Raw genomic sequence first — 24,784 nt, 5'->3', positions numbered from 1 at the left:
CTTCCCAAGCACGCCCCGGTGCTTGGCCAATTTAAGGATAGACAAAATGAGCAAGAATGGACTCAAGGCGCTTCTGCGTCCAGAAGACAGCATCGTCGTTCTCATCGACCACCAGCCATTCCAGTTCGCATGCCTGAAAAGCCATGAGCCGACCATGATCATCAATAACGTGGTTGGCCTGGCCAAGGCGGCAAAAGTCTTCAATGTGCCGACGATCCTGACCACCGTGCTGGAAGAACGCGGCGGTTATCTCATCAAGGAACTGCAGGCAGTCTTCCCTGAACAAAAGCCGATCGACCGCACCTTCATCAACACCTGGGAAGACACCAAGGTCACCGACATCGTGAAAAAGAGCGGCCGCAAGCAGCTGGTGCTTGCCGGTCTGTACACCGAGATCTGCCTGGCGATGCCGGCGATCCAGGCCGCAGGCGAAGACTACGATGTCTTCGTCGTCACCGACGCATCCGGCGGCGTGAGCGAGGAAGCGCACGACATGGCTGTGCGCCGCATGGTTGCAGCCGGCTGCACGCCGATCACCTGGTTTGCCATCGTGTCCGAGTGGCAGCGCGACTATGCGCGCGAGAGCACGCTCGAGGGCGTAACCAACATCATCTACGAAAACGGCGGCGCCGCCTCGGTGGCCCTGTCATGGGAAACCCAACTGCTCAGCGCCCCCCGCGCCAAGAATCAGGCCTGATCAGCGGCAGCGCGCCACGAGCGCGTGGCGCGCTGCCATGCCACACAAAGGAAAGCAATGCGACAGCAGGGTATCGTCGTACTCGCCGACGCGTCGACGGGACGATTCGGCCTGCGCCTGGCCGATGGCAGCCATGTGCTGGCCGAGCAGCTGGATGTCCAGCCGCTGCATGAGGGCGATGAATTCTACGGTTGGATGGACGCGCTTGGTGTGGAGGCGCTGACCGCCGCTTGCGGGAACGGCGTCAGCGTCTTCGTCCTGGCGCATGGCCTGTCGCGCGAGGCCATCGAAGAGGAACTCGGGGTGACGATTCCGCAGAATCGCCACTGCCCTTTTTGCCGGCTACGACTCAGGCCGCCTTAGCCTGGGTCACGCGCCGCGTGATGTGCGCCAGCGCGGCGTCGACCTGGTCGATCAGCACCAGGCACAGGTCGCCCTCGTCCAGGCGGTCGAGCGCGCGGTCGATGGCGACGAACTCGCCATCGATCTCTTCCACGTGCCCGGTGCGGGTGGCGCCCGCCAGGCCCGCGCGCAGCAGCGCAATCACCTCGCCGTCGGCGCGGCCGCGCTGGCACTGGTCCTGGTACAGCAGCACGTCGTCGAAGGACTTGCCGAGGATTTCGGTCTGCTGGCGGATGTCCTGGTCGCGGCGGTCGCCGGCGCCGCTGATCACCACCGAGCGGCGCTTGGCCGGCATGCCTTCCACTGCATTGACCAGCGCGGCGATCGCGTCCGGATTGTGGCCATAGTCGGCGATCACGGTCGCGCCGCGGTAGTCGAACACATTGAAGCGGCCCGGCGCGTTGTCGCTCTCGCCCACGAAGGTCTTCAGGCCCAGGCGGATCGCTTCCCACGACGTGCCTACGCCCCAGGCGGCGGCCACCGACGCCATCACGTTCTCGACCTGGAAGCCCACCACGCCGCCACGGGTGATCGGCACTTCCTTCAAATCGATGCGTTCGACGAATTGGCCCTGCGCCGCCACCAGATAACCCTCATCGACGAAGACGACGCGGCGGCCCTGGGCGCGGTGCATCGCCATGATCGGATTGCCGACGTCCTGGGCGAAGAAGGTGACTTCGCCGCGGGTCTTCTCGGCCATCGCCGCCACGGTCGGGTCGGCGGCGTTAAGCACCGCCATGCCGCCCACGGCCACGTTCTGCACGATCACGCGTTTCAGCACGGCCAGGTCTTCCAGCGTGGTGATGTAGTTCAGGCCCAGGTGGTCGCCCGAACCGATATTGGTCACCACTGCGACCTGGCATTTGTCGTAGGCCAGGCCTTCGCGCAGCAGGCCGCCGCGCGCCGTCTCGAACACGGCGGCGTCGACGTCCGGGTGCAGCAGCACGTTGCGCGCGCTGCGCGGACCGCTGCAGTCGCCGCTGTCGATGCGGCGGCCTTCGATGTAGACGCCGTCGGTATTGGTCATGCCGGTGCGCAGGCCCGAGGCAGTGAGCAGGTGCGCGATCAGGCGCACGGTGGTGGTCTTGCCATTGGTGCCGGTCACGGCCACCACCGGGATGCGGCCGTCGTCGCCCTCCTTGAACAGGGTGTCCATGATTGCTTCGCCGATCGCGCGCGGCTTGCCGAACGATGGCGCCAGGTGCATGCGCAGGCCCGGCGCGGCATTGACTTCGACGATGCCGCCGCTCACGTCTTCGATCGGTTTCAGTATGCTGTCGGCCACCAGGTCGACGCCGCAGATGTCCAGGCCGATCATGTGGGCGGCGGCGATCGCGCGCTCGGCCACTTCAGGATGGACGTCGTCGGTCACGTCGGTGGCGGTGCCGCCGGTCGACAGGTTGGCGTTGTTGCGCAGGACCACGCGCTGGCCCAGGGCCGGGACCGAGTCGGCATTCATCCCTTGCTGCACCAGGGTGCCCAGGGCGATGTCGTCGAAGCGGATCTTGGTCAGCGAGGTCGCATGGCCGTCGCCGCGGCGCGGGTCGCGGTTGACCGCGTCGACCAGTTCGCGCACGGTGTGCTTGCCGTCGCCGATCACCTGCGGCGGTTCACGGCGTGCGGCGGCGACCATCTTGTCGCCGACCACCAGCAGGCGGTAGTCGTGGCCCGGCAGGTAGCGCTCGACCAGGATGTCGTCGCGGAACTCGCTGGCTGCCTTGAAACCGGCGTCTAGCTGTTCGCGGGTGGTGACATTGACCGTCACGCCCTTGCCCTGGTTGCCGTCCTTCGGCTTGATCACGACCGGCAGGCCGATTTCCAGGGCCGCGGCCCAGGCGTCGTCAGGGTCGATCACGCCGCGGCCTTGCGGCACCGGCACGCCGGCCGCGTCCAGCAGCTTCTTGGTCAGTTCCTTGTCCTGGGCGATCGATTCGGCGATGGCGCCGGTGGCGTCGATCTCGGCGGCCTGGATGCGGCGCTGGCGGCTGCCCCAGCCGAACATCACCATGCTGCCTTCGGTCATGCGGCGGAACGGGATGTTGCGGGCCACGGCGGCCTGCACGATCGAGCCGGTCGATGGGCCCAGGCGCACGTCTTCGTCCAGATCGCGCAATTGCTTGAGCGCGGCGGCCAGGTCGAACGGGGTGTCGGCGCGGGCCGACCCGATCAGCTGCTGCGCCAGGGCCAAAGCCAGGCGGCCGACGTCTTCTTCGCTGTACTCGACCACCACCTGGTAGATGCCGGTTTCCAGGGTGGCGGTGGTGCGGCTGAAGGTCACCGGGCAGCCGGCTTCGGCCTGCAGGGTCAGCGCCACCAGTTCCAGCACGTGCGACAGCGGTACCGTGTCGTCGTGGCCGAAGGGTTGCAGGGCGCCCATCTGCGGGAAGCGCACGCGCAGGCGCGATTCGAAACCATTCAAGGTGGCGATCGATTCTTCTTCCGGCGTGCACGCCACGATGGCCTCGACCGAAGTGTGATGGCTCCAGAGATTTGGGCCACGCAGGGCCCGTACGCGAGATACTTCCATAAACCGTCTTCCTTTATTAATGGATTACTTCTTCGGCGTCGCGTCGAAGGCGCGCAGGCCACCGCACAGCAGGTCGCTCGGCACGCCGAGGGCCCACGCGGCGGCCACTGCGGCCAGCACGTTCTCCGGGTACTTCACGGTCGACGGCTTCATCGCCGCCAGCGCGATCAGCAGCGTCTCTTGTTCGCCCGCGGCCAGCACGATGCGGCCGTCGCGTGCGAACACCACGCGTTCGCCGTCCTGGCGGTGCGCGGCCAGGACAGGGTTGGTTTCGTCGGCCGCGTAATAGATCACGCTGCCGTCGCACAGCTCGGCCAGGCCGGCCACCTGTTCGTCTGCCGCGTTCAGCACCGCCACGCCGTCCGGCAGGATCACGTCGACCTGGCTGCGGATCACGGTGCGCATCGCATCGGCATCGCGCACATGGAATTCGGCCACGTCCTCGATGCCGTTCATGTCGGTCACCACGCCCACCGCGCAGCGGTCGTAGGGCAGGCCGTCCTGCAGGATCGAGCGCGCGTTCGATTCGAACACGGCGGTTTCCACGTTGCGGTTGATCAGGATGCGCTGGGCCGCATCGACGCCGGTCGAATCGCGATTGGAGATTGCGCGCGCGTTCAGGTACAGGCCTTCGCCGTTGGCGACGCCGACTTCCTTGCCCGTGATGTTGACCAGGCAGCCGACCAGGCGCGTGATCAGGCTACAGCCCTTCGAACCGGTCACGCCGACCACCGGGATGCGCGCCGTTTCGCCCTCTGCGAACAGGTGGTCGACGATGTCCTTGCCGACGTTGCGCGCTGTGCCGCTGGCCGGCTTCATGTGGGCCAGCAGGCCCGGGCTGGCATTGACTTCGATGATGGCGCCGCGCTGCTCTTGGAGGGGACGCGAGATGTCTTCGCACACCAGGTCGATGCCGGCGATGTCCAGGCCGACGATGCGCGCGGCCAGGGCGGCGGCGTGGGCGACGTCGGGGTGCACCAGGTCGGTCACGTCGTCGGCGACGTTGCCGTTCACCTGGATCAGCACTTTCTGGCCTTCAGGCGGGACCGAGTCGGGGCTCAGGCCCTGGCGCTGCAGCTGCAGCTGGTTTTCTTCGCTCTCGCGCGGCTTGACGGGGCTTAAGGGGAATTCCTCGCTCTCGCCGCGGCGCGGGTCGACGTTGATCTGGGTTTCGCACAGCTCGGCCACGTTCTGGCGGCCGTCGCCCGTCACCCAGACCGACTCGCCGCGCGCGGCAGCCACCACCTTGCGGCCGACCACCAGCAGGCGGTGTTCGTTGCCGGTGATGAAGCGTTCGACCAGCACCGATCTGCTCTCACCCTCCACCGAAGCGATCGTGTAGGCGGCCTTGACCTCAAGCTCGGTCAGCAGGTTGAGCGACACGCCGCGGCCGTGGTTGGCGTCGATCGGTTTCACGACCACCGGCAGGCCGATGTCCTGGGCTTCTTCCCATGCGTCCTCTTGGCTGCGCGCGATCGCACCTTCCGGCACCGGCACGCCGCACGAGGAGAGCAGCGACTTGGTCATGTCCTTGTCGCTGGCGATGCCTTCGGCGATCGCGCTGGTGCGGTCGGTCTCGGCGGTCCAGATGCGGCGTTGAAAGGCGCCGTAGCCGAGCTGCACCAGGTTGCCGTCGGTCAGGCGGATCGACGGGATGCGGCGATCGGTGGCGGCGTCCACGATGTGGGCGGTGGACGGGCCCAGGCAGTGGCGGTCGACCATATCGGTCAGGCGCGCGACTTCGCTGGAAAGGTCGAACGGCCCGTCGTTGATCGCGGCCATCATCAGGCGGTGGGCGACGTCGAGCGCGGCGCGGCCGACGGTTTCATCGCGGGTGCGGAAGGCCATCTTGTAGATGGCGTGTTCTCCGGTCGAGCGGGTCTTGCCGAAGCCGGTCTTCATGCCGGCCAGGTTCTGCACCTCGAGCACGATGTGTTCGAGGATGTGGCCGGCCCAGGTGCCATCAACCAGGCGCTCCAGGAAGCCGCCGCGGTAGCCGACGCCGCAGTGGTGCTCGACCAGTCCGGGCAGCCAGGCGGTCAGGCGCTCGGTGAAGCCGGGAAGAAGGTTCGAAGGATAGTCTTCCAGCTCGCCGATGTCGAGCCAGGCCTCAAGGACCGGACGGTAGGTCCAGATATTCGGTCCGCGCAGATAGCTGATGCGCAGGAATTTGATGTCATTCTTCTTGGTCATGTAATCACTTTTGTCGCCGATCGCCTCTCTTGCGCTGGCGACTTGTCCTTGTCTGCCTGACTTCCAAAACGGTGCCGAAAGCGGCCGCGTACCGATCGACTCATGTACACTTGCCGGCCTGCTGCGCCGCAACATTCCTACTAACACGTTTCTCGTGTCATCCAAACGATACGCACAAACGTTCTAGCGCTCTGTGGAGCGTTTCACGCAACGGCGTAACGACGATCCTTGTGCATCGCCGAACCGGCGCCATGTCCACCCTTAGAGAACAAAAGCCTGTTATCGGGCGCAATACATGACAACTCAACAACCTGCTATTCCATCGTCGCTTGCGTTAGCCGCCAGTTCCGTACCTGAACGGTGGCAAAGTGACGTCGCGAAACAGCTTGCACCAGGGGAAAACGTTTTAAGCAGCGTGGAGGTTGACCTCGACGCGAAATTACATTTTTCAAAAGGCCTGGTGCTGGTGACGAATCGCCGCCTGCTGGCGCGCGCACCGGGCGAGACCGACTGGCGCGACTGGTCGCACCGCGCCGGCACTGAACTGCGCCACCATGACCACGCCGGCGTCGGCCACCTGGAGCTGATCGACGATGGCGGGCTGCTGTCCGCCTGGCGCTTTACTCTGGGCCAGAACCTGCACGCGATCCGCGTCGCCGACAATTTCCGCGACCAGGTCCAGAGCGTGGCCACGGGAGTCCCCGTACAAGCGCCGGACCAGCACACTTGTCCAAGTTGCAAGGCGCCGCTCGAACCGGACCAGGAAGATTGCCCGATTTGCGAGAAAGTGCTGCATACGCCGCCGTCGACCTGGACCCTGTTCCGCCTGTGGCGCTTCGCCCAGCCCTATAAAGGGCAATTGTTGCTGGGATTCTTGCTGATGCTGGGCTCGACCGGCGCGCACATGATTCCGCCGTACCTGACGATGCCGCTGCTGGACAATGTGCTGATTCCGTACCAGAACGGGCAGCAAATCGATACCAATCTGGTCTATATGTATATGGGCGGCCTGTTCGCGGCCGCGCTGCTGGCCTGGCTGCTCGGCTGGGCCAAGACCTATGTGCTGGCGCTGGCCTCCGAGCGCATCGGCGCCGACCTGCGCTCGACCACCTATGAACACCTGATGCGGCTGTCGCTGGAATTCTTCGGCGGCAAGCGCACCGGCGACCTGATGGCGCGGATCGGCAGCGGTTCGGACCGGATTTGCGTCTTCCTGTCGCTGCACCTGCTCGACTTCCTGTCGGACGTGCTGATGATCGTGATGACGGGCATTATCTTGTTCACGATTAATCCCTGGCTGGCGGTGGTGACCCTGCTGCCGCTGCCGTTCATTGCCTGGATGATCCACATCGTGCGCGACAAGCTGCGCACCGGCTTCGAAAAAATCGACCGCGTCTGGGGCGAGGTGACCAATGTGCTGGCTGACACCATTCCCGGCATCCGGGTGGTCAAGGCCTTTGCCCAGGAAAAGCGCGAGGCGGCCCGCTTCCGCGAAGCCAACAAGCACAACCTTGCCGTCAACGACAAGCTGAACCGGGTGTGGTCGCTGTTCTCGCCCACGGTGTCGTTCCTGACCGAACTGGGCCTGCTCGTGATCTGGTGCTTCGGCATCTGGCAGGTCTCGCGCGGCGACATCACGGTCGGTACCTTGTCGGCCTTCATCGCCTATAGCGGCCGCTTCTATGTGCGCCTGGATTCGATGAGCCGCATCGTGTCGGTGACGCAAAAATCGGCTTCGGCCGCCAAGCGCATCTTTGACATCCTCGACCACGTCTCGAGCGTGCCGGACCCGGTCAATCCGGTGAAAGTCGACAAGATCGAGGGCAATATCGAGCTGCGCGAGGTTGGTTTTCGTTACGGCAATCGCGCTGTCAACCGTGGCATTTCGCTCAAGATCAAGGCCGGCGAGATGGTCGGCCTGGTCGGCCACAGCGGTTCGGGCAAGAGCACGCTGGTCAACCTGATCTGCCGCTTCTACGACGTGGCCGAAGGCGCGATCCTGCTCGACGGCCAGGATATCCGCTCGTTTGCCGTGGCCGACTACCGCCGTAATATCGGCCTGGTGCTGCAGGAGCCTTTCCTGTTCTTCGGCACCATTGCCGACAACATCGCCTACGGCAAGCCGAACGCCACGCGCGAAGAGATCATCGCTTCGGCGCGCGCCGCCCATGCCCACGAATTCATCCTGCGCCTGCCGCAGGGCTACGATTCGATGGTCGGCGAGCGCGGCCAGGGCCTGTCGGGCGGCGAGCGCCAGCGCATCTCGATCGCGCGCGCCTTGTTGATCGATCCGCCGATCCTGATCCTGGACGAAGCGACCTCGTCGGTGGACTCGGAAACCGAAAAAGAAATCCAGAAGGCGCTCGACAATCTGGTGCAGGGCCGTACCACGATCGCCATCGCGCACCGCCTGTCGACCCTGCACCGGGCCGACCGCCTGGTGGTGCTGGACCGCGGCGTGGTGGTCGAGGAAGGCAATCACGACGAGCTGATGGCGCGCGAAGGCGCTTACCACCGACTCTACGAAGCGCAGGCGCGCAACGTGGACCAGGATCTGGACGACAAGGACGCATGATGACGCAAATGAGGAGCATTCAAACTATCCCCTTCCAGCTGCGCCGCGACAGCTTTGGCAAACTTATTATTACCCTGGAAAACGGCGAGGAATGGGTCGGCGTGACGCCGGTGCGTGCCTTCCCGATCCAGGCGCCGACCAAGGGCATTTCACTGGTGCGGGAAGGCGGCAAGGAGGTTGCCTGGATCGACGACCTGGCCGATATGCCGGACACCATCCGCACCCTGATCCGCGAGGAAATCGAGGGCCGCGAGTTTATTCCCGAAATCCTGGCCATCCTGGACGTGTCGAGCTTTGCCACGCCCTGCACCTGGACCGTGCAGACCGACCGAGGCGACACCGCCTTCGTGCTCAAGGTGGATGAAGACATCCGTCGCATCGGCGAAGCATCGCTGCTGATCGCGGACAACCACGGCATCAACTTCCTGGTGCGCGATATGTTCAAGATAGACAAGCACAGCCGCAAGATTCTGGACCGCTTCCTGTAAATCTCCTGTGAACCTGTGTTGAACCGGGCGCCGGGCAATTCGATTGCCCAGCGTTCGGCCCCCCACATACCGGCGGTAGCGATCCGATTACAGTCTTCTCATCGGCCACATGGCCATCCTCAGAGGAGAAGACTATGGATTCCATCAACCGCAACCAAGCCGAAGAAAACCGCCGCGACCTGGCCGGCGTCGATGCCATCGAGCGCATCAAGGACATGATCGACGACGCCGACTCGTGCTTCTTCTGCACCGGCGACGGTCAAGGCCCGAGCCGTGGCGTGCGCCCGATGAGCGTGCGCGAGACCGACGATGCCGGCGCCATCTGGTTCTTGAGCAGCATCGACAGCCACAAGAACCAGGAATTGCAGGCCAATCCAACCGTCAAGCTGTTTTTCCAGTCGGGTAAGCATTCCGGCTTCCTGGAGCTGGACGGCCACGCCGAGGTCTCGCAAGACAAGGGGCGCATCAAGCAGTTGTGGAACTCGATGCTCAAGACCTGGTTCACCGGGGGTGAGGACGATCCGCGCATCACCGTCATCAAGATCACGCCCAAGACCGGCTATTACTGGGACAACAAGCACGGCGATGCGGTGGCCGGCGTCAAGGTCGCGGTCGGCGCTGTGATCGGCAAAACGCTTGACGATTCGATCGAAGGTACACTGTCCTTCTAATTGAGAAAGGGGAGGCAGGCGGGTGCATTTCATCCTGGCGACGATCGGCTCGGCCGGCGACCTGTTTCCCTTCCTATGGATCGGCCGTGCACTGCGTGAGCGCGGCAACCGGGTCGATTTTCTCGGCCCGGAACAGCATGCGCAATACGTCGAGGCGGCCGGACTGGCCTTCCATGGCTTGCCGGCCGATATGGCTGTGCTCGACCATCCCGATCTGTGGCATGCCACCCGCGGCCTGGCCGTGGTGTGGGACGCGACGCGGCCGGCGATGGCGCAGCTGCCGCGGGTGGTCGAAGCGCTCGCCCGCAAACAGCCGAACGAGCGGCGCGTGCTGCTGGTCCATCCGCTGGCGCTGCCCGAGGCCGACCTGTGCCGCCACGCCTGTCCCGGCCTGAAGATCGCGGCGGCCTGGCTGGCGCCATCCAATCTGCCGACCGTGCACGACCCGCTGCTGCTTGGCCCCTGGCCGGTGCCGGCCTGGATGCCGCATGGTGCGCGCCGCTGGCTGTGGCGCGCATTGGCGGCGCGCTTCGTCGATCCGGTGGCCTTGCCCGGCCTGAACAGGGCGCGCGTGGTGCGCGGCTTGCCGCAGGTGGGCAGTATGGTCGACTACATTCCTTCCATTCCCGACCTGTCGCTGGCATTGTTCCCCGACTGGTTCGCCGCGCCGCCGCCGGATTGGCCGCGGCCGCTGTATCAGGCTGATTTCCCGCTCTACGACCCCGATCCGAATGCCGCACCGAGCTTTGAGCTGCGCGCCTTTCTCGATGGCGGCGCGGCGCCGGTCGTGTTCACGCCCGGCACTGGCAACCGCCAGGCACGTGCCTATTTCGAGGCGGCGTCGCAGGCGGTGACTGAACTCGGCCTGCGCGCGGTGTTCCTGACGCCGCACCTCGAACAGTTGCCGGCCACACTGGCCCCAAACATTTGCTGGCAGGAATACGTCCCGCTGAAGGCCTTGCTGCCCCACGTCGCGGCCCTGGTCCATCACGGCGGCATCGGCACCACGGCCGAAGCCCTGCGGGCCGGCACGCCGCAACTGGTGGTGCCGCTGGCGCACGACCAGTTCGACAACGCGGCGCGGGTGGTGGCGATGGGGGCCGGCGCCAGCCTGCATGCGGCGCGCGTCACGCCGGCGCGCATGACGACGGCCTTGCAAGAGGTGGTCGGAAACACGCAGGTCGCGGCGCGTAGCGCCGGGCTTGCCGCGCGGTTCGCCGGGCAGGGCGGCGTCGATGGGGTGTGTGCGCGCCTGGAAACCCTGGCTTGACTGCACTGTTGGCAAGCGCACCGACGTCTGGTGCCCGCAAGCGTCCAATGAGGCATTCTCGATAATGCCGGAGGGCAGATGCCCAGCAAAACTTCCAACAAGAAAAGCATGGCCAAAGACAGGGCCAAAAACATGGCCGAAGACGGTTACGTCCACGTGCGCGGCGCGCGCGAACACAATCTGAAAAACGTCGACCTCGACATCCCGCGCGGGCAGCTGGTGGTGTTCACCGGCGTCTCCGGCTCGGGTAAATCCTCGTTGGCCTTCGGCACCCTGTACGCCGAAGCCCAGCGGCGCTACCTGGAATCGGTCTCGCCCTATGCGCGCCGCCTGTTCCACCAGATGCCGGTGCCCGAGGTCGACGAGATCGAAGGCTTGCCGCCCGCCGTCGCCCTGCAGCAGCAGCGCGGCACGCCGACCGCGCGCTCCTCGGTCGGCAGCGTCAGCACCCTGAGCAATTCCCTGCGCATGCTGTACTCGCGCGCCGGCGATTATCCGAAAGGGCAGGAGCTGCTGTATGCCGAATCGTTCTCGCCCAACACCCCGCAAGGCGCCTGCCCGCGCTGCTCGGGCCTGGGCCGCATCTACGATGTGACTGAACACTCGATGGTGCCGGACGACAGCCTCACAATCCGCGAGCGGGCGATCGCCGCCTGGCCGCCAGCTTGGCACGGCCAGAATCTGCGCGACATCCTGGTCACCCTCGGCTACGATGTCGACACTCCGTGGCGCGAGCTGCCCAAGAAGGACCGTGACTGGATCCTGTACACGGACGAGAGCCCGACGGTGCCGGTGTATGCCGGCTTCACACCCAAGGAAACGAAAGCGGCCCTCAAGCGCAAGGAAACGCCCAGCTATCAAGGTACCTTCACCGGCGTGCGGCGCTACGTGATGCAGACCTTCGCCAATACCGAAAGCGCCTCGATGAAGAAGCGCGTGGCGCGCTATATGGTCAGCAGCGCCTGCCCGGAATGCGAAGGCAAGCGCCTGCGGCGCGAGTCGCTGTCGGTCACCTTTGCCGGCCACGACATCGCCGAGATCTCGCGCCTGCCGCTGGCGCGGCTGGCCGAACTGCTCCTGCCCTATGCGCAGGGCAAGGACAAGGATGAGGACAAGCGTCACCTGCACAACGAGCAGCTGATCGTACGCCGCCGCATCGCCGCCGACCTGGCCGCGCGCCTGGAGGTGCTGCTGGCGCTGGGCCTGGGCTACCTGGCGCTCGAACGCAGCACGCCGACCCTGTCGCCGGGCGAGTTGCAGCGCCTGCGCCTGGCCACGCAAGTGCGATCGAGCCTGTTCGGCGTGGTCTACGTGCTCGATGAACCGTCGAGCGGCCTGCATCCGGCCGACACCGAAGCCCTGCTCGACGCGCTGGCCCAGCTGAAGGCGGCCGGCAACTCGCTGTTCGTGGTCGAACACGCGCTGGACGTGATACGCCAGGCCGACTGGCTGGTCGACGTCGGCCCGCTGGCCGGCGAGCGCGGCGGCCAAGTGCTATATAGCGGCGTGCCGGAAGGGCTGCGCAAGATCGAGGCGTCGCAGACCCGGCGCTACCTGTTCGGCGAAGCGCCGTCGCCACAGCGCACGCCGCGTGAACCGGGCGGCTGGCTGAAGCTCGCGGGCGTCCACCGCAACAACCTGAAAGACCTGGAAGTCGCTTTCCCGCTCGGCGTGCTGACGAGCGTGACCGGCGTGTCGGGCTCCGGCAAATCGAGCCTGGTGAGCCAGGTGTTGGTCGAGCTCGTGAGCCAGGCCCTGGGGCAGGGCGGCGCGGCGCAGGATGAGCAGCCGGACGAGCCAGACCTTGAACGCGACGAGGAACTGCCTTTGGCCGGCCACATCGTGTCCGGCATGGAGGGCGTGCGGCGCCTGGTGCGGGTCGACCAGAAACCGATCGGCCGCACGCCGCGCTCGAACCTGGCGACCTACACCGGCCTGTTCGACCAGGTGAGAAAGCTGTTTGCCGCGACCAAGGATGCGAAGAAGCGCCGCTACGACGCCGGCCGCTTCTCGTTCAACGTCGCCAAGGGCCGCTGCGAGCATTGCGCCGGCGAGGGCTTCGTGATGGTCGAGCTGCTGTTCCTGCCCAGCGTCTACGCGCCATGCCCGACCTGCGAAGGAGCGCGCTACAACGCCGAGACGCTGGAGGTGACTTATCGGGGCAAGAACATCGCCGAAGTGCTGGGCATGACGGTGGGCGAGGCGATCGACTTCTTCAAGGACGAAGGCGCCGTCGAGCGCTCGCTGGAAGTGCTCAACGAGGTCGGCCTGGACTACCTGCGCCTGGGCCAGCCGGCCACCGAGCTGTCTGGCGGCGAGGCGCAGCGCATCAAGCTGGCCTCCGAACTGCAGCGCGCCACGCGCGGCGACGCGTTGTACGTACTGGACGAGCCGACCACCGGCCTGCACCCGGTCGACGCCGACCGCCTGATGGTGCAGCTGAACCGCCTGGTCGATGCCGGCAACACCGTGATCGTGGTCGAGCACACGATGCGGGTGGTGGCCGGCAGCGATTGGGTGATCGACGTCGGCCCTGGCGCCGGCGACGAAGGCGGTTCGGTGGTGGCGTCCGGCCTACCCCAGGATGTCGCGCGCAACAAGAAAAGTCGCACTGCACGCTACCTGGCGGCGCAGATGAATTAGTAAAAGTCAGAAAATCCGGAGCATCGAACAGTGCGCCGGATTTGGTTGCTTTTTGATAATATCGTTCCTTCGCCAGCCGGGACGTGCTTGCGCACGACCGTGCCACTTTGGTGTGCGCGCAATTTCACATTTGCGTTACACTTAGGATATTTTTTTTCTAACAGAACAACAGGCATGGCCGGTCCAACCATAGAAAACAGCGAGTTTCGCCGCATCCTCTCCCGCAATGTCGCGCTGCCGCTGGGCATGAGCATTGTTAGTGCGATTGTGTTTGTGGGCATCATCGCCTACCTGATCAATAGCCTGACCTGGGTCGAGCATTCCCAGAAGGTGATCGGGGGCGCCCATGAAATCCGCAAGCTGTCGGCCGAGATGGAATCGGGCATGCGCGGCTACCTGCTGGCGGGCGACGAGGAATTCCTGTCGCCCTACGTCCTGTCCAGGCAACGCATGTCGTCCAGCCTGGATGCGCTGGGCGACCTGGTCAAGGACAATATCGCCCAGACCGAACGGGTGACCCGGATCTCCCAGATCCAGAAGCAGTGGGAAGCCTTTGCTCAGGAGATGATCGACCGCCGCCGGGCCAATGACCTGAGCTATCTCGATGCCGTGAGAAGCGGCCGCGGCAAGTCGCTGACCGACGAGATGCGGCGCAACTTCGATCTGGTGCTGGCCTCCGAGATGCGCCTGCTGCAGGAGCGCAGCGACGGCGCGCGCAGCACCACCTTCTGGTCGGTGGCCGCCTTCCTGATCCTGTCCGCGGTCGTCGGCGGCAGCCTGGCCGCCTTCGGCCGGCGCCAGCTGGTGCGCCTGTCGGATACCTATAACGAGGTGCTGGGACACGAGGCCGAGCACAATGACAAGCTGCGCCACCAGGACTGGCTGCGCACCGGCCAGAACGAACTGAATGTTCGCAGCGCCGGCCAGATCAACCTGGAGCCGCTGGCCGATGCATTGTTGCCCTATGTCGTGAAGTACCTCGATGGTGCGGTCGGCGCCATGTACGTGCGCAGCGACGATGGCGCCATGCGCCGCATCGGCGCCTATGGCTTTACCCATACCGAGACCGAACGCGCCGAGATCATCGCGCCGGGCAGCACGCTGGCCAGCAAGGCCGCCGAGGAAAACCGCCTGATGGTGCTCGACCAGCTGCCGCCCGACTATATCAAGGTCAGTTCGAGCCTGGGCGACACGCCGCCGCGCGCGCTGATCATCGCGCCGTTCCATAACCACGGCAAGGTCAAGGGCGTGTTCGAGATCGCCTTCCTGCGTCCGGTGGAACAGCGCGACCGCGAGTTCCTGGGCTTTATCGCGCAGTCGGTGGGCGCCGCCATGGCCGCTGTGCTGTACCGTCAGCGCCTGCAGGACGCGCTGGAAGAAAGCCAGACCCTGAACGAGGAATTGCAGGTGCAGCAGGAAGAGCTGCGTACCGCCAACGAAGAGCTGGAAGAACAGTCGCGCGCGCTGGAAGAGTCGCAGTCGGCGCTGGAAAACCAGCAGGCCGAGCTGCGCACCACCAACGATCAGCTGGCCGAGCAGGCGCTGAACCTGGACATGAAGAACTCGGCCTTGCAATCGGCCCAGGAGCAGCTGCACCAGCGCGCAGTCGAACTCGAAAGCGCGAGCCGCTACAAGTCCGAATTCCTGGCCAATATGTCGCACGAGCTGCGCACGCCGCTGAACAGCTCCCTGATCCTGGCCAAGCTGTTGTCCGATAACAGCGGCGGCAACCTCTCCGACGAGCAGGTGCGCTTCGCCCAGACGATCTACTCGGCCGGCAACGACCTGCTGCAGCTGATCAACGACATCCTCGACATCTCGAAAGTAGAGGCGGGCAAGCTGGAGCTGGTGCCGGAAGACGTGCCGTTGCGGCGCGTGGTCGAGGGCCTGGCGCGCACCTTCGAGCCGCTGGCGCGCCAGAAGCAGCTCGAGTTCAAGATCGCCGTCGATCCGGGCGTGCCGGCCAGCCTGCACACCGACCGCCAGCGCATGGAGCAGATCCTCAAGAACCTGCTGTCGAATGCCGTGAAGTTCACCGAAATCGGCTCGGTCAGCTTTACCGTGTCGACCACGCCCGAGGGCGACATCGCCTTCCGCGTGCAGGACACCGGCATCGGCATCGCGGCCGACCAGCAGGACAAGATCTTCGACGCCTTCCACCAGGCCGACGGCACCACCAGCCGCCGCTTCGGCGGCACGGGCCTGGGCCTGTCGATCACGCGCGACCTGACCCGCCTGCTGGGCGGCAGCGTGGCCGTGTCGAGCGCGCCGAACGAAGGCAGCGTGTTCACCCTGGTGCTGCCGCGCGGGATCCCGGCAGTGCCGTCGCCGGCCGAACCGCCGGCGACGATGGCGCAGCTCCCGCATTACACGCCGGCGCCGGCCGCTCCCGCCATGCCGGCCGCGGCCAGCGCACCCGCTGCCAGCGCGGAACCGATCAACAGCTTCCCGGACGATCGCGACAAACCGGCCGGCGGCCGCCGCACCGTGCTGGTGGTGGAGGACGAGACGCCGTTCGCACGCATCCTGTACGACCTGGCGCACGAACTCGATTACCGCTGCCTGGTGGCGATGAGCGCCGACGAGGGCCTGGCGCTGGCCGTCAGCCAGCGTCCGGACGCCGTGCTGCTGGACGTGCGCCTGCCGGACCGCTCGGGCCTGACCGTGCTGCAGCAACTGAAGGACAATCCGTCGACCCGCCACATCCCGGTACACGTCATCTCGAGCATCGAGAACGGCGGCGAAGCCTTGCACCTGGGCGCCATCGGCTATGCGCTCAAGCCCACCAGCCGCGAAGAGCTGGAAGACGTGTTCCGCAAGCTGCAGGAAAAATCGAGCCAGAAGATCAAGCGCGTGCTGCTGGTCGAGGACGACGAGCGCCAGCGCGAGAGCGTGGTGGCCCTGATCGCCGACGACGACGTCGAGATCGCGGCCGTGGGCACCGCCAGCGAGGCCTTGACCCACCTGAAGAACGAAGTCTTCGACTGCATGATCATCGACCTCAAGCTGCCCGATATGCAGGGCGGCGAGCTGCTCGAGCGCATGTCGCATGAAGAGCTGTGCTCCTTCCCGCCGGTGATCGTGTACACCGGCCGCAACCTGACGCGCGACGAAGAGGCGGAACTGCTGCGCTATTCGCGCTCGATCATCATCAAGGGCGCGCGCTCGCCCGAGCGCCTGCTGGACGAAGTGACGCTGTTCCTGCACAAGGTGGAATCCGAGCTGTCGACCGAGCGCCAGAGCATGCTCAAGGCGGTGCGCGGACGCGACCGCGTGTTCGAAGGCCGCACCATCCTGCTGGTCGACGACGACGTGCGCAATGTGTTCGCATTGACGTCGGCGCTGGAGCAGCGCGGCGCGAAGGTCGAAGTCGGCCGCAACGGATTCGAAGCGATCGCGAAACTGGATGAAGTGCCGGGGATCGACCTGGTGCTGATGGATATCATGATGCCGGGCATGGATGGCCTGGAAGCGACGCGCCGCATCCGTCTAGATGCCCGCTTCGACCGCCTGCCGATCATCGCCATCACCGCCAAGGCCATGAAGGACGACCAGGAGCAGTGCCTGGCCGCCGGCGCCAACGATTACCTGGCCAAGCCGATTGACCTCTCCCGCCTGTACTCGCTGCTGCGGGTCTGGATGCCTACCCTGGAGCGAATTTGAGCCAACCCCCGAGCGACTTCGACATCGAGCTGCGGATGCTCGTCGAAGCCGTCTACCTGAAGTACAACTACGATTTCCGCGACTACACCGGCGCTTCGCAAAAGCGCCGGGTGCTGGTCGCCATGCGCGAGATGGAATGCGAGACGGTGTCGGAACTGCAGTCGAAGGTGCTGCATGAGCCGAACGGTTTCGCCCAGCTGCTGCAATACCTGACGATTCCCGTCACCGAGATGTTCCGCGACCCGGAGTACTTCCTGGCGGTGCGCGAGCAGGTGGCGCCTTTCCTCAAGACCTACCCGTCGCTCAAGATCTGGGTGGCCGGCTGCAGCACCGGCGAAGAGGTGTATTCGCTGGCCATTCTGCTCAAGGAAGAAGGGCTGCTCGAGCGCAGCATCATCTATGCGACCGACATCAATCCCGAGTCGCTGGACGCGGCCCGGCGCGGCGTGTTCCCGCTGGACCGCATGCGCCTGTATACCGAGAACTATCAGAAGTCGGGCGGAAAGGGCGCGTTTTCGGACTATTACACGGCCGCCTATGGCGGCGCGCTGTTCGAGCGCAGCCTGATGGAAAACGTGACCTTCGCCGACCACAGCCTGTCGACCGACAGCGTGTTCTCGGAAACCCATTTCGTCAGCTGCCGCAACGTGCTGATCTACTTTAACCGGCGCCTGCAAGACCGCGTGCTCGGCCTGTTCCACGACTCGCTGTGCCACCGCGGCTTTTTGGGCCTGGGCAGCAAGGAGAGCATCGACTTTTCCAGCTATGCCGAGCGCTTCGAGGCGCTGGCCAGGCGCGAGCGCCTGTTCCGCAAGGTGTCGCCATGACCCCCGCTCAGCAACTGGCCGCGGCCATGGGGTCGCGTCGGATCGAGATGGTCGTCATCGGCGGCTCCGCCGGCGGCGTCGACGCCCTGGTCGGCCTGGTGCCGGCGCTGCCGGCGGGGTTCGGGCCGGCCGTGACCTGCATCCTGCATGTGCCGCCGGACCGCGACAGCCGCCTGGCCGAGCTGTTCGCCATGCGCGCTGCGCTGCCGGTGCGCGAAGCGCAGGACAAGGAACCGATCCAGCCGGGAACCGTGTATTTCGCCGGTTCCGGCTACCACCTGTCGATAGAACAGGACCGCAGCTTTTCGCTCAGCTGCGAGCCGCCGGTGCAATTTGCCCGGCCGGCGATCGATATATTGATGGAGTCCGCCGCCGACGTGTATGGTCCGGCGTTGGCGGGTATACTGCTGACTGGCGCCAACTATGACGGCGCCGAAGGCATGTGCCGCATCCGCGAATGCGGTGGCCTCACCATCGTCCAAGACCCTGAAGAAGCACAAGCCCGGTCCATGCCCGAAGAGGCGATCCGGCGCTGCGCCCCGCACATGGTGCTGCCGCTGGCCGGCATCCGTACCGTGCTGCCCCTGTTGGAGACCCCATGAGCCCGGACCCAAGCAAGATTCTGATCGTCGACGACCTGCCGGAAAACCTGCAGGCGCTCGAGGCACTGCTGCGCCATGAGCAGCGCGCCATCTACCAGGCCGCGTCGGGCGAACAGGCGCTGGCGCTGCTGCTCGAGCACGAGTTCGCGCTGGCCATTCTCGACGTGCAGATGCCCGGGATGGACGGCTTCGAGCTGGCCGAGGTGATGCGCTCGACCACCCGCACCCGCCACATCCCGATCGTGTTCGTCTCGGCCGCCGGGCGCGAACTCGATTACGCCTTCAAGGGCTACGAGAGCGGGGCGGTCGACTTCATGTACAAGCCGCTCGACGCCGACGCGGTGCGCAGCAAGGTCAACGTCTTCGTGGCGCTCGACCAGCAGCGGCGCGAAACGCGGCGCCAGATGCTGGCGCTGGAACGGAGCCGGCACGAGCAGGAAGTGCTGCTGCGCGAGCTGAACCAGACCCAGCAGGAGCTGCAGCGCTCGCTCAAGATGCGCGACGAGTTCATGTCGCTGGTGGCGCACGAGTTGCGCACGCCGCTCAACACGCTGTTCCTGGAAACGCAGATGCGCAGCCTGCAGCTCAAGCGCGGCAACACGGCCGCCTTCGCGCCACAGCCGATGGAGGCGATGATCCAGCGCGACGAGCGCCAGATCAAGTCGATGATCCGGCTGATCGACGACATGCTCGACGTCTCGCGGATGCGCAGCGGCAAGCTGTCGATCCGCCCGGCCCAGGTCGAACTGATGAACCTGCTGGAGCGGGTGGTGAGCGACCTGTCGCTGCAGGCGGCCACCACCGGCAGCTCCCTGACCCTGCGCCCGCACGACGGCGTGACCGGCTGCTGGGACGAATTCCGCGTCGAGCAGGTGATCGTCAACCTCTTGACCAACGCCTTGCGCTATGGCTGCGGCCAGCCGGTCGAGGTCAGCGTCGAGCGCTCTGGCGACCTGGTGCGGATCGACGTGCGCGATCAGGGCAAGGGCATCGCGCCATCCGACCTGGAACGCATTTTCGAGCCCTACGAGCGCGGCGCCCGCAACGGCGAGCCGAAGGGCCTGGGCCTGGGCCTGTACATCTCGCGCCAGCTTGCCATCTCGCACGGCGGCGAGCTGCGCGTAACGAGCAAGCCTGGCGAAGGCTCGGTTTTCAGCCTGGTATTGCCGTGCACCGACGTCCCCATTTGCGCCGAAGCCGACGTCTGACCCCCACCACCCACCCCAGACCCCAATTAGGGTCAGAGTCGAATTGTTTGACAACTTTTGCGGATGAGCCGCTAATTCGACTCTGACCCTAGTTATCCGCCGAGCAATTGGCCAACAATTCGACTCTGACCCTAATTATTTTGGCCGCCAAAATGAGCGATTCTGCATGCGCAAGGCAATTGATCGGGCGAGGCGGTGGATGAGCACGCTATATCAGGCGGCCTCAAGCACAAAAACACCCCAAAATTAATTAGGGTCAGAGTCGAATTGTTTGACAACTTTTATGGCTGAGCCGTTAATTCGACTCTGACCCTCGCTGGCAGTAGGGCAATTGGCCAATAAATCTACTCTGACCCTAATTGTTGGGCTATTGCTTGGAAGGGGCTAGCGAGACGGCGGTTGCACCCGCTTGCCATTTGCGACACACTGTCCGGGTTTGTTCGAGACCCTTCTTTGCCCAGGACGGCAGAGCTGTACTTGACTGATAGCTAAAATCAATCAAGAATATCGAATCAATCAATTTCACAAACGACGAGCAGGGCGGTAAACTGCTTGTCATACGTTTCATCAACCCCCAAACAGGAGATTACATGTCCCTCATCAACACCCAGATCAAGCCGTTCAAAGCAACCGCTTACCACAACGGCAAGTTCATCGACCTGACCGAAGAGAACTTCAAGGGTACCTGGTCGGTGGTGATGTTCTACCCGGCCGACTTCACCTTCGTCTGCCCGACCGAACTGGAAGATCTGGCCGCATTCCAGCCGGAATTCGAAAAGCTGGGCGTCAATGTGTACGGCGTGTCGACCGACAGCCACTTTGCCCACAAGGCATGGCACGACACCTCGGAAGCGATCAAGAAAGTGAACTACCCACTGATCGGCGACCCAACCGGCGTCCTGTCGCGTAACTTCGAAGTCATGATCGAAGAAGAAGGCATGGCACTGCGCGGTACCTTCGTGATCAATCCAGAAGGCCAGATCAAGATCATGGAAGTGCACGACAACGGCATCGGCCGCGACGCGTCGGAACTGATGCGCAAAGTCAAGGCAGCCCAGTACGTCGCTTCGCACCCAGGCGAAGTCTGCCCAGCCAAGTGGACCGAAGGCGCAGAAACCCTGACCCCGTCGCTGGACCTGGTCGGCAAGATCTAAGCAGTAAGTTAGTAGTCAAGTAGCACCCGTGAACGGGCCGCTGCGGCGGCCCGTTTTACGCCCGGCCTGTATAGAAGTTAAGTCAAATAGAATCAAAGGAAAAACATCATGCTGGACGCAACCCTCAAGAAACAGTTGCAAGCCTATCTGGAAAAAGTGGTGCAGCCGATCGAGCTGGTTGCAGCGCTGGATGATTCGCCGAAATCGCGCGAAATGGACGAGCTGCTCAATGAGATCGCAGCCCTGTCCGACAAGATCACCGTTCGCCAGGAAGCCAACGAGCGCACCCCGTCGTTCGCCATCAACCGCGTCGGCACCGATATCGGCGTGCGCTTTGCCGGCATCCCGCTGGGCCACGAATTCACCTCGCTGGTGCTGGCCCTGCTGCACGTCGGCGGCCACACCATCAAGCTGGAACAATCCGTCATCGACCAGATCGCAGCCCTGGACGGCGACTACGTTTTCGAGACCTACATCTCGCTGTCGTGCCATAACTGCCCGGAAGTCGTGCAGGCACTGAACACGATGTCGGTCATCAACCCGCGCATCAAGGTCGTGACGATCGATGGCGGCGTCTTCAAGAAAGAAGTGGAAGACAAGCAGATCCTGGCCGTGCCGATGATGTTCCTGAACGGCCAGCATTTCGGCCAGGGCCGTACCAACGTCGAAGAGATCCTGTCGAAGATCGACGTCAAGGGCGGTGAGCGCAAGGCTGCCGAACTGAGCCAGAAAGACCCATTCGACGTGCTGATCGTCGGCGGCGGCCCCGCCGGCGCGGCAGCCGCGATCTACGCCGCCCGCAAAGGCATCCGTACCGGCGTGCTGGCCGACCGCTTCGGCGGCCAGGTGCTGGACACCCTCGCGATCGAAAACTTCGTGTCGCTCAAGGCCACCGACGGCCCCAAGTTCGCCGTCGCCCTGGAAGAACACGTCAAGGAATATGACGTCGACATCATGAACACCCAGCGCGCCAGCAAGCTGGTGGGCGGCAAGCTGATCGAGGTACATACCGAGACCGGCGCGGTGCTCAAGTCGAAGTCGGTGATTATCGCCACCGGCGCGCGCTGGCGCGAGATCAACGTGCCGGGCGAGAAAGAGTACAAGAACCACGGCGTGGCGTACTGCCCGCACTGCGACGGCCCGCTGTTCAAGGGCAAGCGCGTGTCGGTGATCGGCGGCGGCAACTCCGGCGTCGAGGCGGCGATCGACCTGGCGGGCATCGTCAAGGAAGTGACCCTGATCGAATACGGCAATGAGCTGCGCGCCGATGCGGTCCTGCAGCGCAAGCTGTACTCGCTGCCGAACGTCAAGGTGATCAAGTCGGCTCAGACCACCGAGATCCACGGCGACGGCAAGATCGTCAACGGCCTGAGCTACAAGCACCGCACCACCGGCGAGCTGCACAAGCTGGACCTGGAAGGCGTGTTCGTGCAGATCGGCCTGGTGCCGAACGCCGAATGGCTCAAGGGCACGATCGACCTGTCGGCGCATGGCGAGATCGAAGTCGACGCTCGCGGCCACACTTCGCTGCCGGGCGTGTTCGCCGCCGGCGACGTGACCACGGTGCCGTTCAAGCAGATCGTGATCGCCGTGGGCGAGGGCGCCAAGGCATCGCTGGCCGCCTTCGATCACCTGATCCGCCTGCCGGTCGAAGAGGAAGAGCAGAAAGCTGCTTGATGTGTCTGAAGCGGGCCACGCGGCCCGCTCAATCGAAGAAATAAACGCCGTCTTCCACTGGAAGGCGGCGTTTTTTTATGCGGTCGAAGTCAGGAAAACGATCAGTGGAACGAGAACAGCAACGCCGACGACAGCGCGCCGGACTCCAGGAGAAACCAGGTGGCCGCGCTGGCAAGGGCCAGGTGGACTGCGGTCCAGGTCATAGGGCGGCGGGACATGATGGTTCTCCTGAAGATGGCGGGGCTGTGATTGATAGTCACAATAGTAAATGTCTAGCTGGACACCCGGCATCGGTCAAATATCCGTCTAGTTGTAGGACTAAACCTTGTCGAGAATTTGTGTCGCACAATTGACACAGTCAGCTTAGCACCCTGCCCATAACGTGACGACCCCGCCAAAAGTTGACCTCCTACGCCTCTAGTAGGTGGCGTCCTATAGTCGAGTTGTCGCCGTACTAATAAAGTCGGCGTCATCATGACCCGACACGACCCCACCCTCATGCACCGCGGCCTGCTCGCCGTGCGCCGCAATACCATCCGACGCCTCCTGAACGCCGTGTTCGGCATTGCGCAGCTGCGCGAAGGCCAGCAGCGCGTAATCGACAGCGTACTCGACGGCAAGGACACCCTGGCCATCATGCCCACCGGCGGCGGCAAGTCGCTGTGCTACCAGATCCCGGCCAAGATGCTGGAGGGGATCACGGTCGTTGTCTCCCCGCTCATCTCCCTCATGAAGGACCAGCTCGAGAAGCTGGAAGAGATCGGCATCCGCTCGGTTCAGGTCAACAGCAGCCTGTGCGCCGAAGAAGAACACGCCGCGCTCGAAGCGATCGCCAGCGAATCGTGCGAGATCGTGTTCTGCACCCCAGAACGCCTGGTCTCGCCCGAATTCATCGCCGTGCTGCGCAAGGTCACGCTCGACATCGTCGTGATCGACGAGGCCCACTGCATCTCGCAATGGGGCCACGATTTCCGCCCGGCTTACATCGGACTGGCCGCCGCGATCGAGGCGATCGGCCGCCCGCCGGTGCTGGCGCTCACCGCCACCGCCACCGACGAGGTGATCGCCGACATCGGCAAGCAGCTGGGCCGCAAGCTGAACGTGATCAATACCGGCATCTACCGGCCCAACCTGCATTACCGCGTGCGGCAAGTCACCAGCGCCAAAGAGAAATTCCAGGAGGCGCTGCGCCTGGTGCAGGAGACACCGGGCGTGGGCATCGTGTATGCCGCCACCGTCAAGGTGGCCGAGGAGATGCTGGCCGTGCTCGAGGAAGCCGGCGAATCGGTCACGCTCTACCACGGCAAGCTGTCGTCCGCCGAACGAAAAATGAACCAGGACCTGTTCATGGAAGGCGAGCGGCGCGTGATGGTGGCCACCAATGCCTTCGGCATGGGCATCGACAAGAGCGATACGCGCTTCGTGATCCACCTGCAGATCCCGGCCAACCTCGAATCCTATTACCAGGAATCGGGCCGCGCCGGCCGCGACGGCCTGGACGCCGAATGCACGCTGCTGTTCCTGCAGGACGACAAGCGCATCCAGCAGTTCTTCCTGGTCAAGCACTACCCCGATGCGCAGGAGCTGCAACTGGTGCACGAAACCGTGCGCACCCTGGCCGAGGAAGGCGCCGTCACCGGCCATCGCCTCGAGGACGCGCTGGAAGACATCGCCGACGCCAATATCAAGGTCTGCCTCAAGCTGCTCAAGGACGCCAAGCTGGTGCGCCAGAACCGCAAGCTGGACTACCTGCCCAGCGCGGCCGAGCCGCGTCCGGGCGTGTACGCGCGCCTGGCCCAGGTGTATGTGCAGAAGCAGGAGCGCGACAAGGACGCGCTGGAGCAGATGGTCAGCTATGCCGTCAGCGGCTTTTGCCGCTGGAAGCTGCTGCTCGATTACTTCGGCGACCGGGCGCCCGGTTTTGAAAGCTGCTGCAAGTGCGATAACTGCCTGAACCCGCCGGCGCTGAGCCTCTCCGAAGACATCGTGATCCGCGACGACGAATTCGACCGCGAGCCGGCTGAAGAAGGGTCCAAGCCGAAGTTCGAGGTCGGCGCGCGCGCCAGGTCGGCCAAGTATGGCGATGGGGTAGTGGTCGCCATCGCCGGCGAGCAGGTGACGGTCGACTTCCCCGACGGGGAAAGCCGCAGCTTCATGGCCGATTTCCTCGATCAGGTAGCCACGTAA

Annotated in this window: 16 protein-coding genes; 14 read left to right on the top strand and 2 right to left on the bottom strand. The window is 64.5% G+C overall.

All coding sequences use genetic code 11. From position 1 onward, the window contains the following. The first annotated feature begins 46 nt into the window (after positions 1–46). On the top strand, positions 47–697 hold the full coding sequence (locus tag SOM61_RS03085; protein WP_320472731.1) for a hydrolase: 651 nt from the start codon (positions 47–49) through the stop codon (positions 695–697). 57 nt (positions 698–754) lie between these two features. Continuing rightward, complete coding sequence (locus SOM61_RS03080; protein ID WP_320472730.1) at positions 755–1,060, top strand: hypothetical protein; 306 nt, start codon at positions 755–757, stop codon at positions 1,058–1,060. Here the strand turns inward: SOM61_RS03080 and cphA are convergent. Further along, positions 1,047–3,626 (bottom strand): cyanophycin synthetase, encoded by a 2,580-nt coding sequence (gene cphA / locus SOM61_RS03075; protein WP_320472729.1) that lies wholly within the window; start codon positions 3,624–3,626, stop codon positions 1,047–1,049. The genes SOM61_RS03080 and cphA overlap by 14 nt on opposite strands. Positions 3,627–3,650: 24 nt before the next feature. Beyond that, positions 3,651–5,819, bottom strand: a complete 2,169-nt coding sequence (locus tag SOM61_RS03070) for a cyanophycin synthetase (protein ID WP_320472728.1) — start codon at positions 5,817–5,819, stop codon at positions 3,651–3,653. Positions 5,820–6,114: 295 nt separating this feature from the next. Between SOM61_RS03070 and SOM61_RS03065 the strand changes: the two genes are divergently transcribed. The 12 genes from SOM61_RS03065 (at position 6,115) to SOM61_RS03010 (ending at position 24,784) form a co-directional block, all read left to right on the top strand. Continuing rightward, positions 6,115–8,394 carry a cyanophycin metabolism-associated ABC transporter gene (locus SOM61_RS03065; RefSeq protein WP_320472727.1) on the top strand — a complete coding sequence of 760 codons (2,280 nt, stop codon included), beginning with the start codon at positions 6,115–6,117 and terminating at the stop codon, positions 8,392–8,394. An 8-nt stretch (positions 8,395–8,402) separates the two neighbouring features. Continuing rightward, positions 8,403–8,882 carry a cyanophycin metabolism-associated DUF1854 family protein gene (locus tag SOM61_RS03060; protein WP_320472726.1) on the top strand — a complete coding sequence of 160 codons (480 nt, stop codon included), beginning with the start codon at positions 8,403–8,405 and terminating at the stop codon, positions 8,880–8,882. Positions 8,883–9,016: 134 nt separating this feature from the next. Continuing rightward, on the top strand, positions 9,017–9,553 hold the full coding sequence (locus SOM61_RS03055) for a pyridoxamine 5'-phosphate oxidase family protein (RefSeq protein WP_320472725.1): 537 nt from the start codon (positions 9,017–9,019) through the stop codon (positions 9,551–9,553). Positions 9,554–9,575: 22 nt separating this feature from the next. Then, positions 9,576–10,823 carry a glycosyltransferase gene (locus tag SOM61_RS03050; RefSeq protein ID WP_320472724.1) on the top strand — a complete coding sequence of 416 codons (1,248 nt, stop codon included), beginning with the start codon at positions 9,576–9,578 and terminating at the stop codon, positions 10,821–10,823. Between the two features lie 108 nt (positions 10,824–10,931). After that, a complete protein-coding gene (gene uvrA, locus SOM61_RS03045) occupies positions 10,932–13,466 on the top strand; it encodes an excinuclease ABC subunit UvrA (protein WP_320472723.1) in 2,535 nt (844 codons plus the stop codon). A gap of 174 nt (positions 13,467–13,640) precedes the next feature. Further along, a complete protein-coding gene (locus SOM61_RS03040) occupies positions 13,641–17,129 on the top strand; it encodes a response regulator (RefSeq protein WP_320472722.1) in 3,489 nt (1,162 codons plus the stop codon). Positions 17,130–17,164: 35 nt separating this feature from the next. Next, positions 17,165–17,956, top strand: coding sequence for a CheR family methyltransferase (locus tag SOM61_RS03035; RefSeq protein WP_320473062.1), 792 nt, complete (start codon positions 17,165–17,167; stop codon positions 17,954–17,956). Further along, entirely contained in the window at positions 17,953–18,558 is a 606-nt protein-coding gene (locus tag SOM61_RS03030; RefSeq protein WP_320472721.1) for a chemotaxis protein CheB, read from the top strand. The genes SOM61_RS03035 and SOM61_RS03030 overlap by 4 nt, the downstream gene beginning before the upstream one ends. Next, positions 18,555–19,766: a hybrid sensor histidine kinase/response regulator gene (locus tag SOM61_RS03025; RefSeq protein ID WP_320472720.1), complete on the top strand. Its 1,212-nt coding sequence runs from the start codon at positions 18,555–18,557 to the stop codon at positions 19,764–19,766. Before SOM61_RS03030 ends, SOM61_RS03025 begins: the two co-directional genes overlap by 4 nt. 590 nt (positions 19,767–20,356) lie before the next feature. After that, on the top strand, positions 20,357–20,920 hold the full coding sequence (gene ahpC, locus SOM61_RS03020; protein ID WP_123071406.1) for an alkyl hydroperoxide reductase subunit C: 564 nt from the start codon (positions 20,357–20,359) through the stop codon (positions 20,918–20,920). Between the two features lie 108 nt (positions 20,921–21,028). Next, positions 21,029–22,597 (top strand): alkyl hydroperoxide reductase subunit F, encoded by a 1,569-nt coding sequence (ahpF, locus tag SOM61_RS03015; protein WP_320472719.1) that lies wholly within the window; start codon positions 21,029–21,031, stop codon positions 22,595–22,597. A 474-nt stretch (positions 22,598–23,071) separates the two neighbouring features. Next, complete coding sequence (locus SOM61_RS03010; RefSeq protein WP_320472718.1) at positions 23,072–24,784, top strand: RecQ family ATP-dependent DNA helicase; 1,713 nt, start codon at positions 23,072–23,074, stop codon at positions 24,782–24,784.

Origin of the sequence: Massilia sp. CFBP9012, assembly GCF_034045115.1 — a bacterium.
Taxonomy (GTDB): domain Bacteria; phylum Pseudomonadota; class Gammaproteobacteria; order Burkholderiales; family Burkholderiaceae_D; genus Telluria.
This window is presented reverse-complemented; position numbering and strand designations above follow the sequence as displayed.

Excerpts from the sequence above, each read along its gene's own strand:
- SOM61_RS03070 (WP_320472728.1), bottom strand. The coding sequence starts at position 5,819 with ATGACCAAGAAGAATGACATCAAATTCCTGCGCATCAGCTATCTGCGC.
- SOM61_RS03030 (WP_320472721.1), top strand. The coding sequence starts at position 17,953 with ATGACCCCCGCTCAGCAACTGGCCGCGGCCATGGGGTCGCGTCGGATC.
- SOM61_RS03010 (WP_320472718.1), top strand. The coding sequence starts at position 23,072 with ATGACCCGACACGACCCCACCCTCATGCACCGCGGCCTGCTCGCCGTG.
- SOM61_RS03040 (WP_320472722.1), top strand. The coding sequence starts at position 13,641 with ATGGCCGGTCCAACCATAGAAAACAGCGAGTTTCGCCGCATCCTCTCC.
- SOM61_RS03085 (WP_320472731.1), top strand. The coding sequence starts at position 47 with ATGAGCAAGAATGGACTCAAGGCGCTTCTGCGTCCAGAAGACAGCATC.
- SOM61_RS03080 (WP_320472730.1), top strand. The coding sequence starts at position 755 with ATGCGACAGCAGGGTATCGTCGTACTCGCCGACGCGTCGACGGGACGA.
- SOM61_RS03025 (WP_320472720.1), top strand. The coding sequence starts at position 18,555 with ATGAGCCCGGACCCAAGCAAGATTCTGATCGTCGACGACCTGCCGGAA.
- ahpF (WP_320472719.1), top strand. The coding sequence starts at position 21,029 with ATGCTGGACGCAACCCTCAAGAAACAGTTGCAAGCCTATCTGGAAAAA.
- SOM61_RS03060 (WP_320472726.1), top strand. The coding sequence starts at position 8,403 with ATGAGGAGCATTCAAACTATCCCCTTCCAGCTGCGCCGCGACAGCTTT.
- SOM61_RS03065 (WP_320472727.1), top strand. The coding sequence starts at position 6,115 with ATGACAACTCAACAACCTGCTATTCCATCGTCGCTTGCGTTAGCCGCC.
- uvrA (WP_320472723.1), top strand. The coding sequence starts at position 10,932 with ATGGCCAAAGACAGGGCCAAAAACATGGCCGAAGACGGTTACGTCCAC.
- SOM61_RS03035 (WP_320473062.1), top strand. The coding sequence starts at position 17,165 with ATGCTCGTCGAAGCCGTCTACCTGAAGTACAACTACGATTTCCGCGAC.
- cphA (WP_320472729.1), bottom strand. The coding sequence starts at position 3,626 with ATGGAAGTATCTCGCGTACGGGCCCTGCGTGGCCCAAATCTCTGGAGC.
- SOM61_RS03055 (WP_320472725.1), top strand. The coding sequence starts at position 9,017 with ATGGATTCCATCAACCGCAACCAAGCCGAAGAAAACCGCCGCGACCTG.
- ahpC (WP_123071406.1), top strand. The coding sequence starts at position 20,357 with ATGTCCCTCATCAACACCCAGATCAAGCCGTTCAAAGCAACCGCTTAC.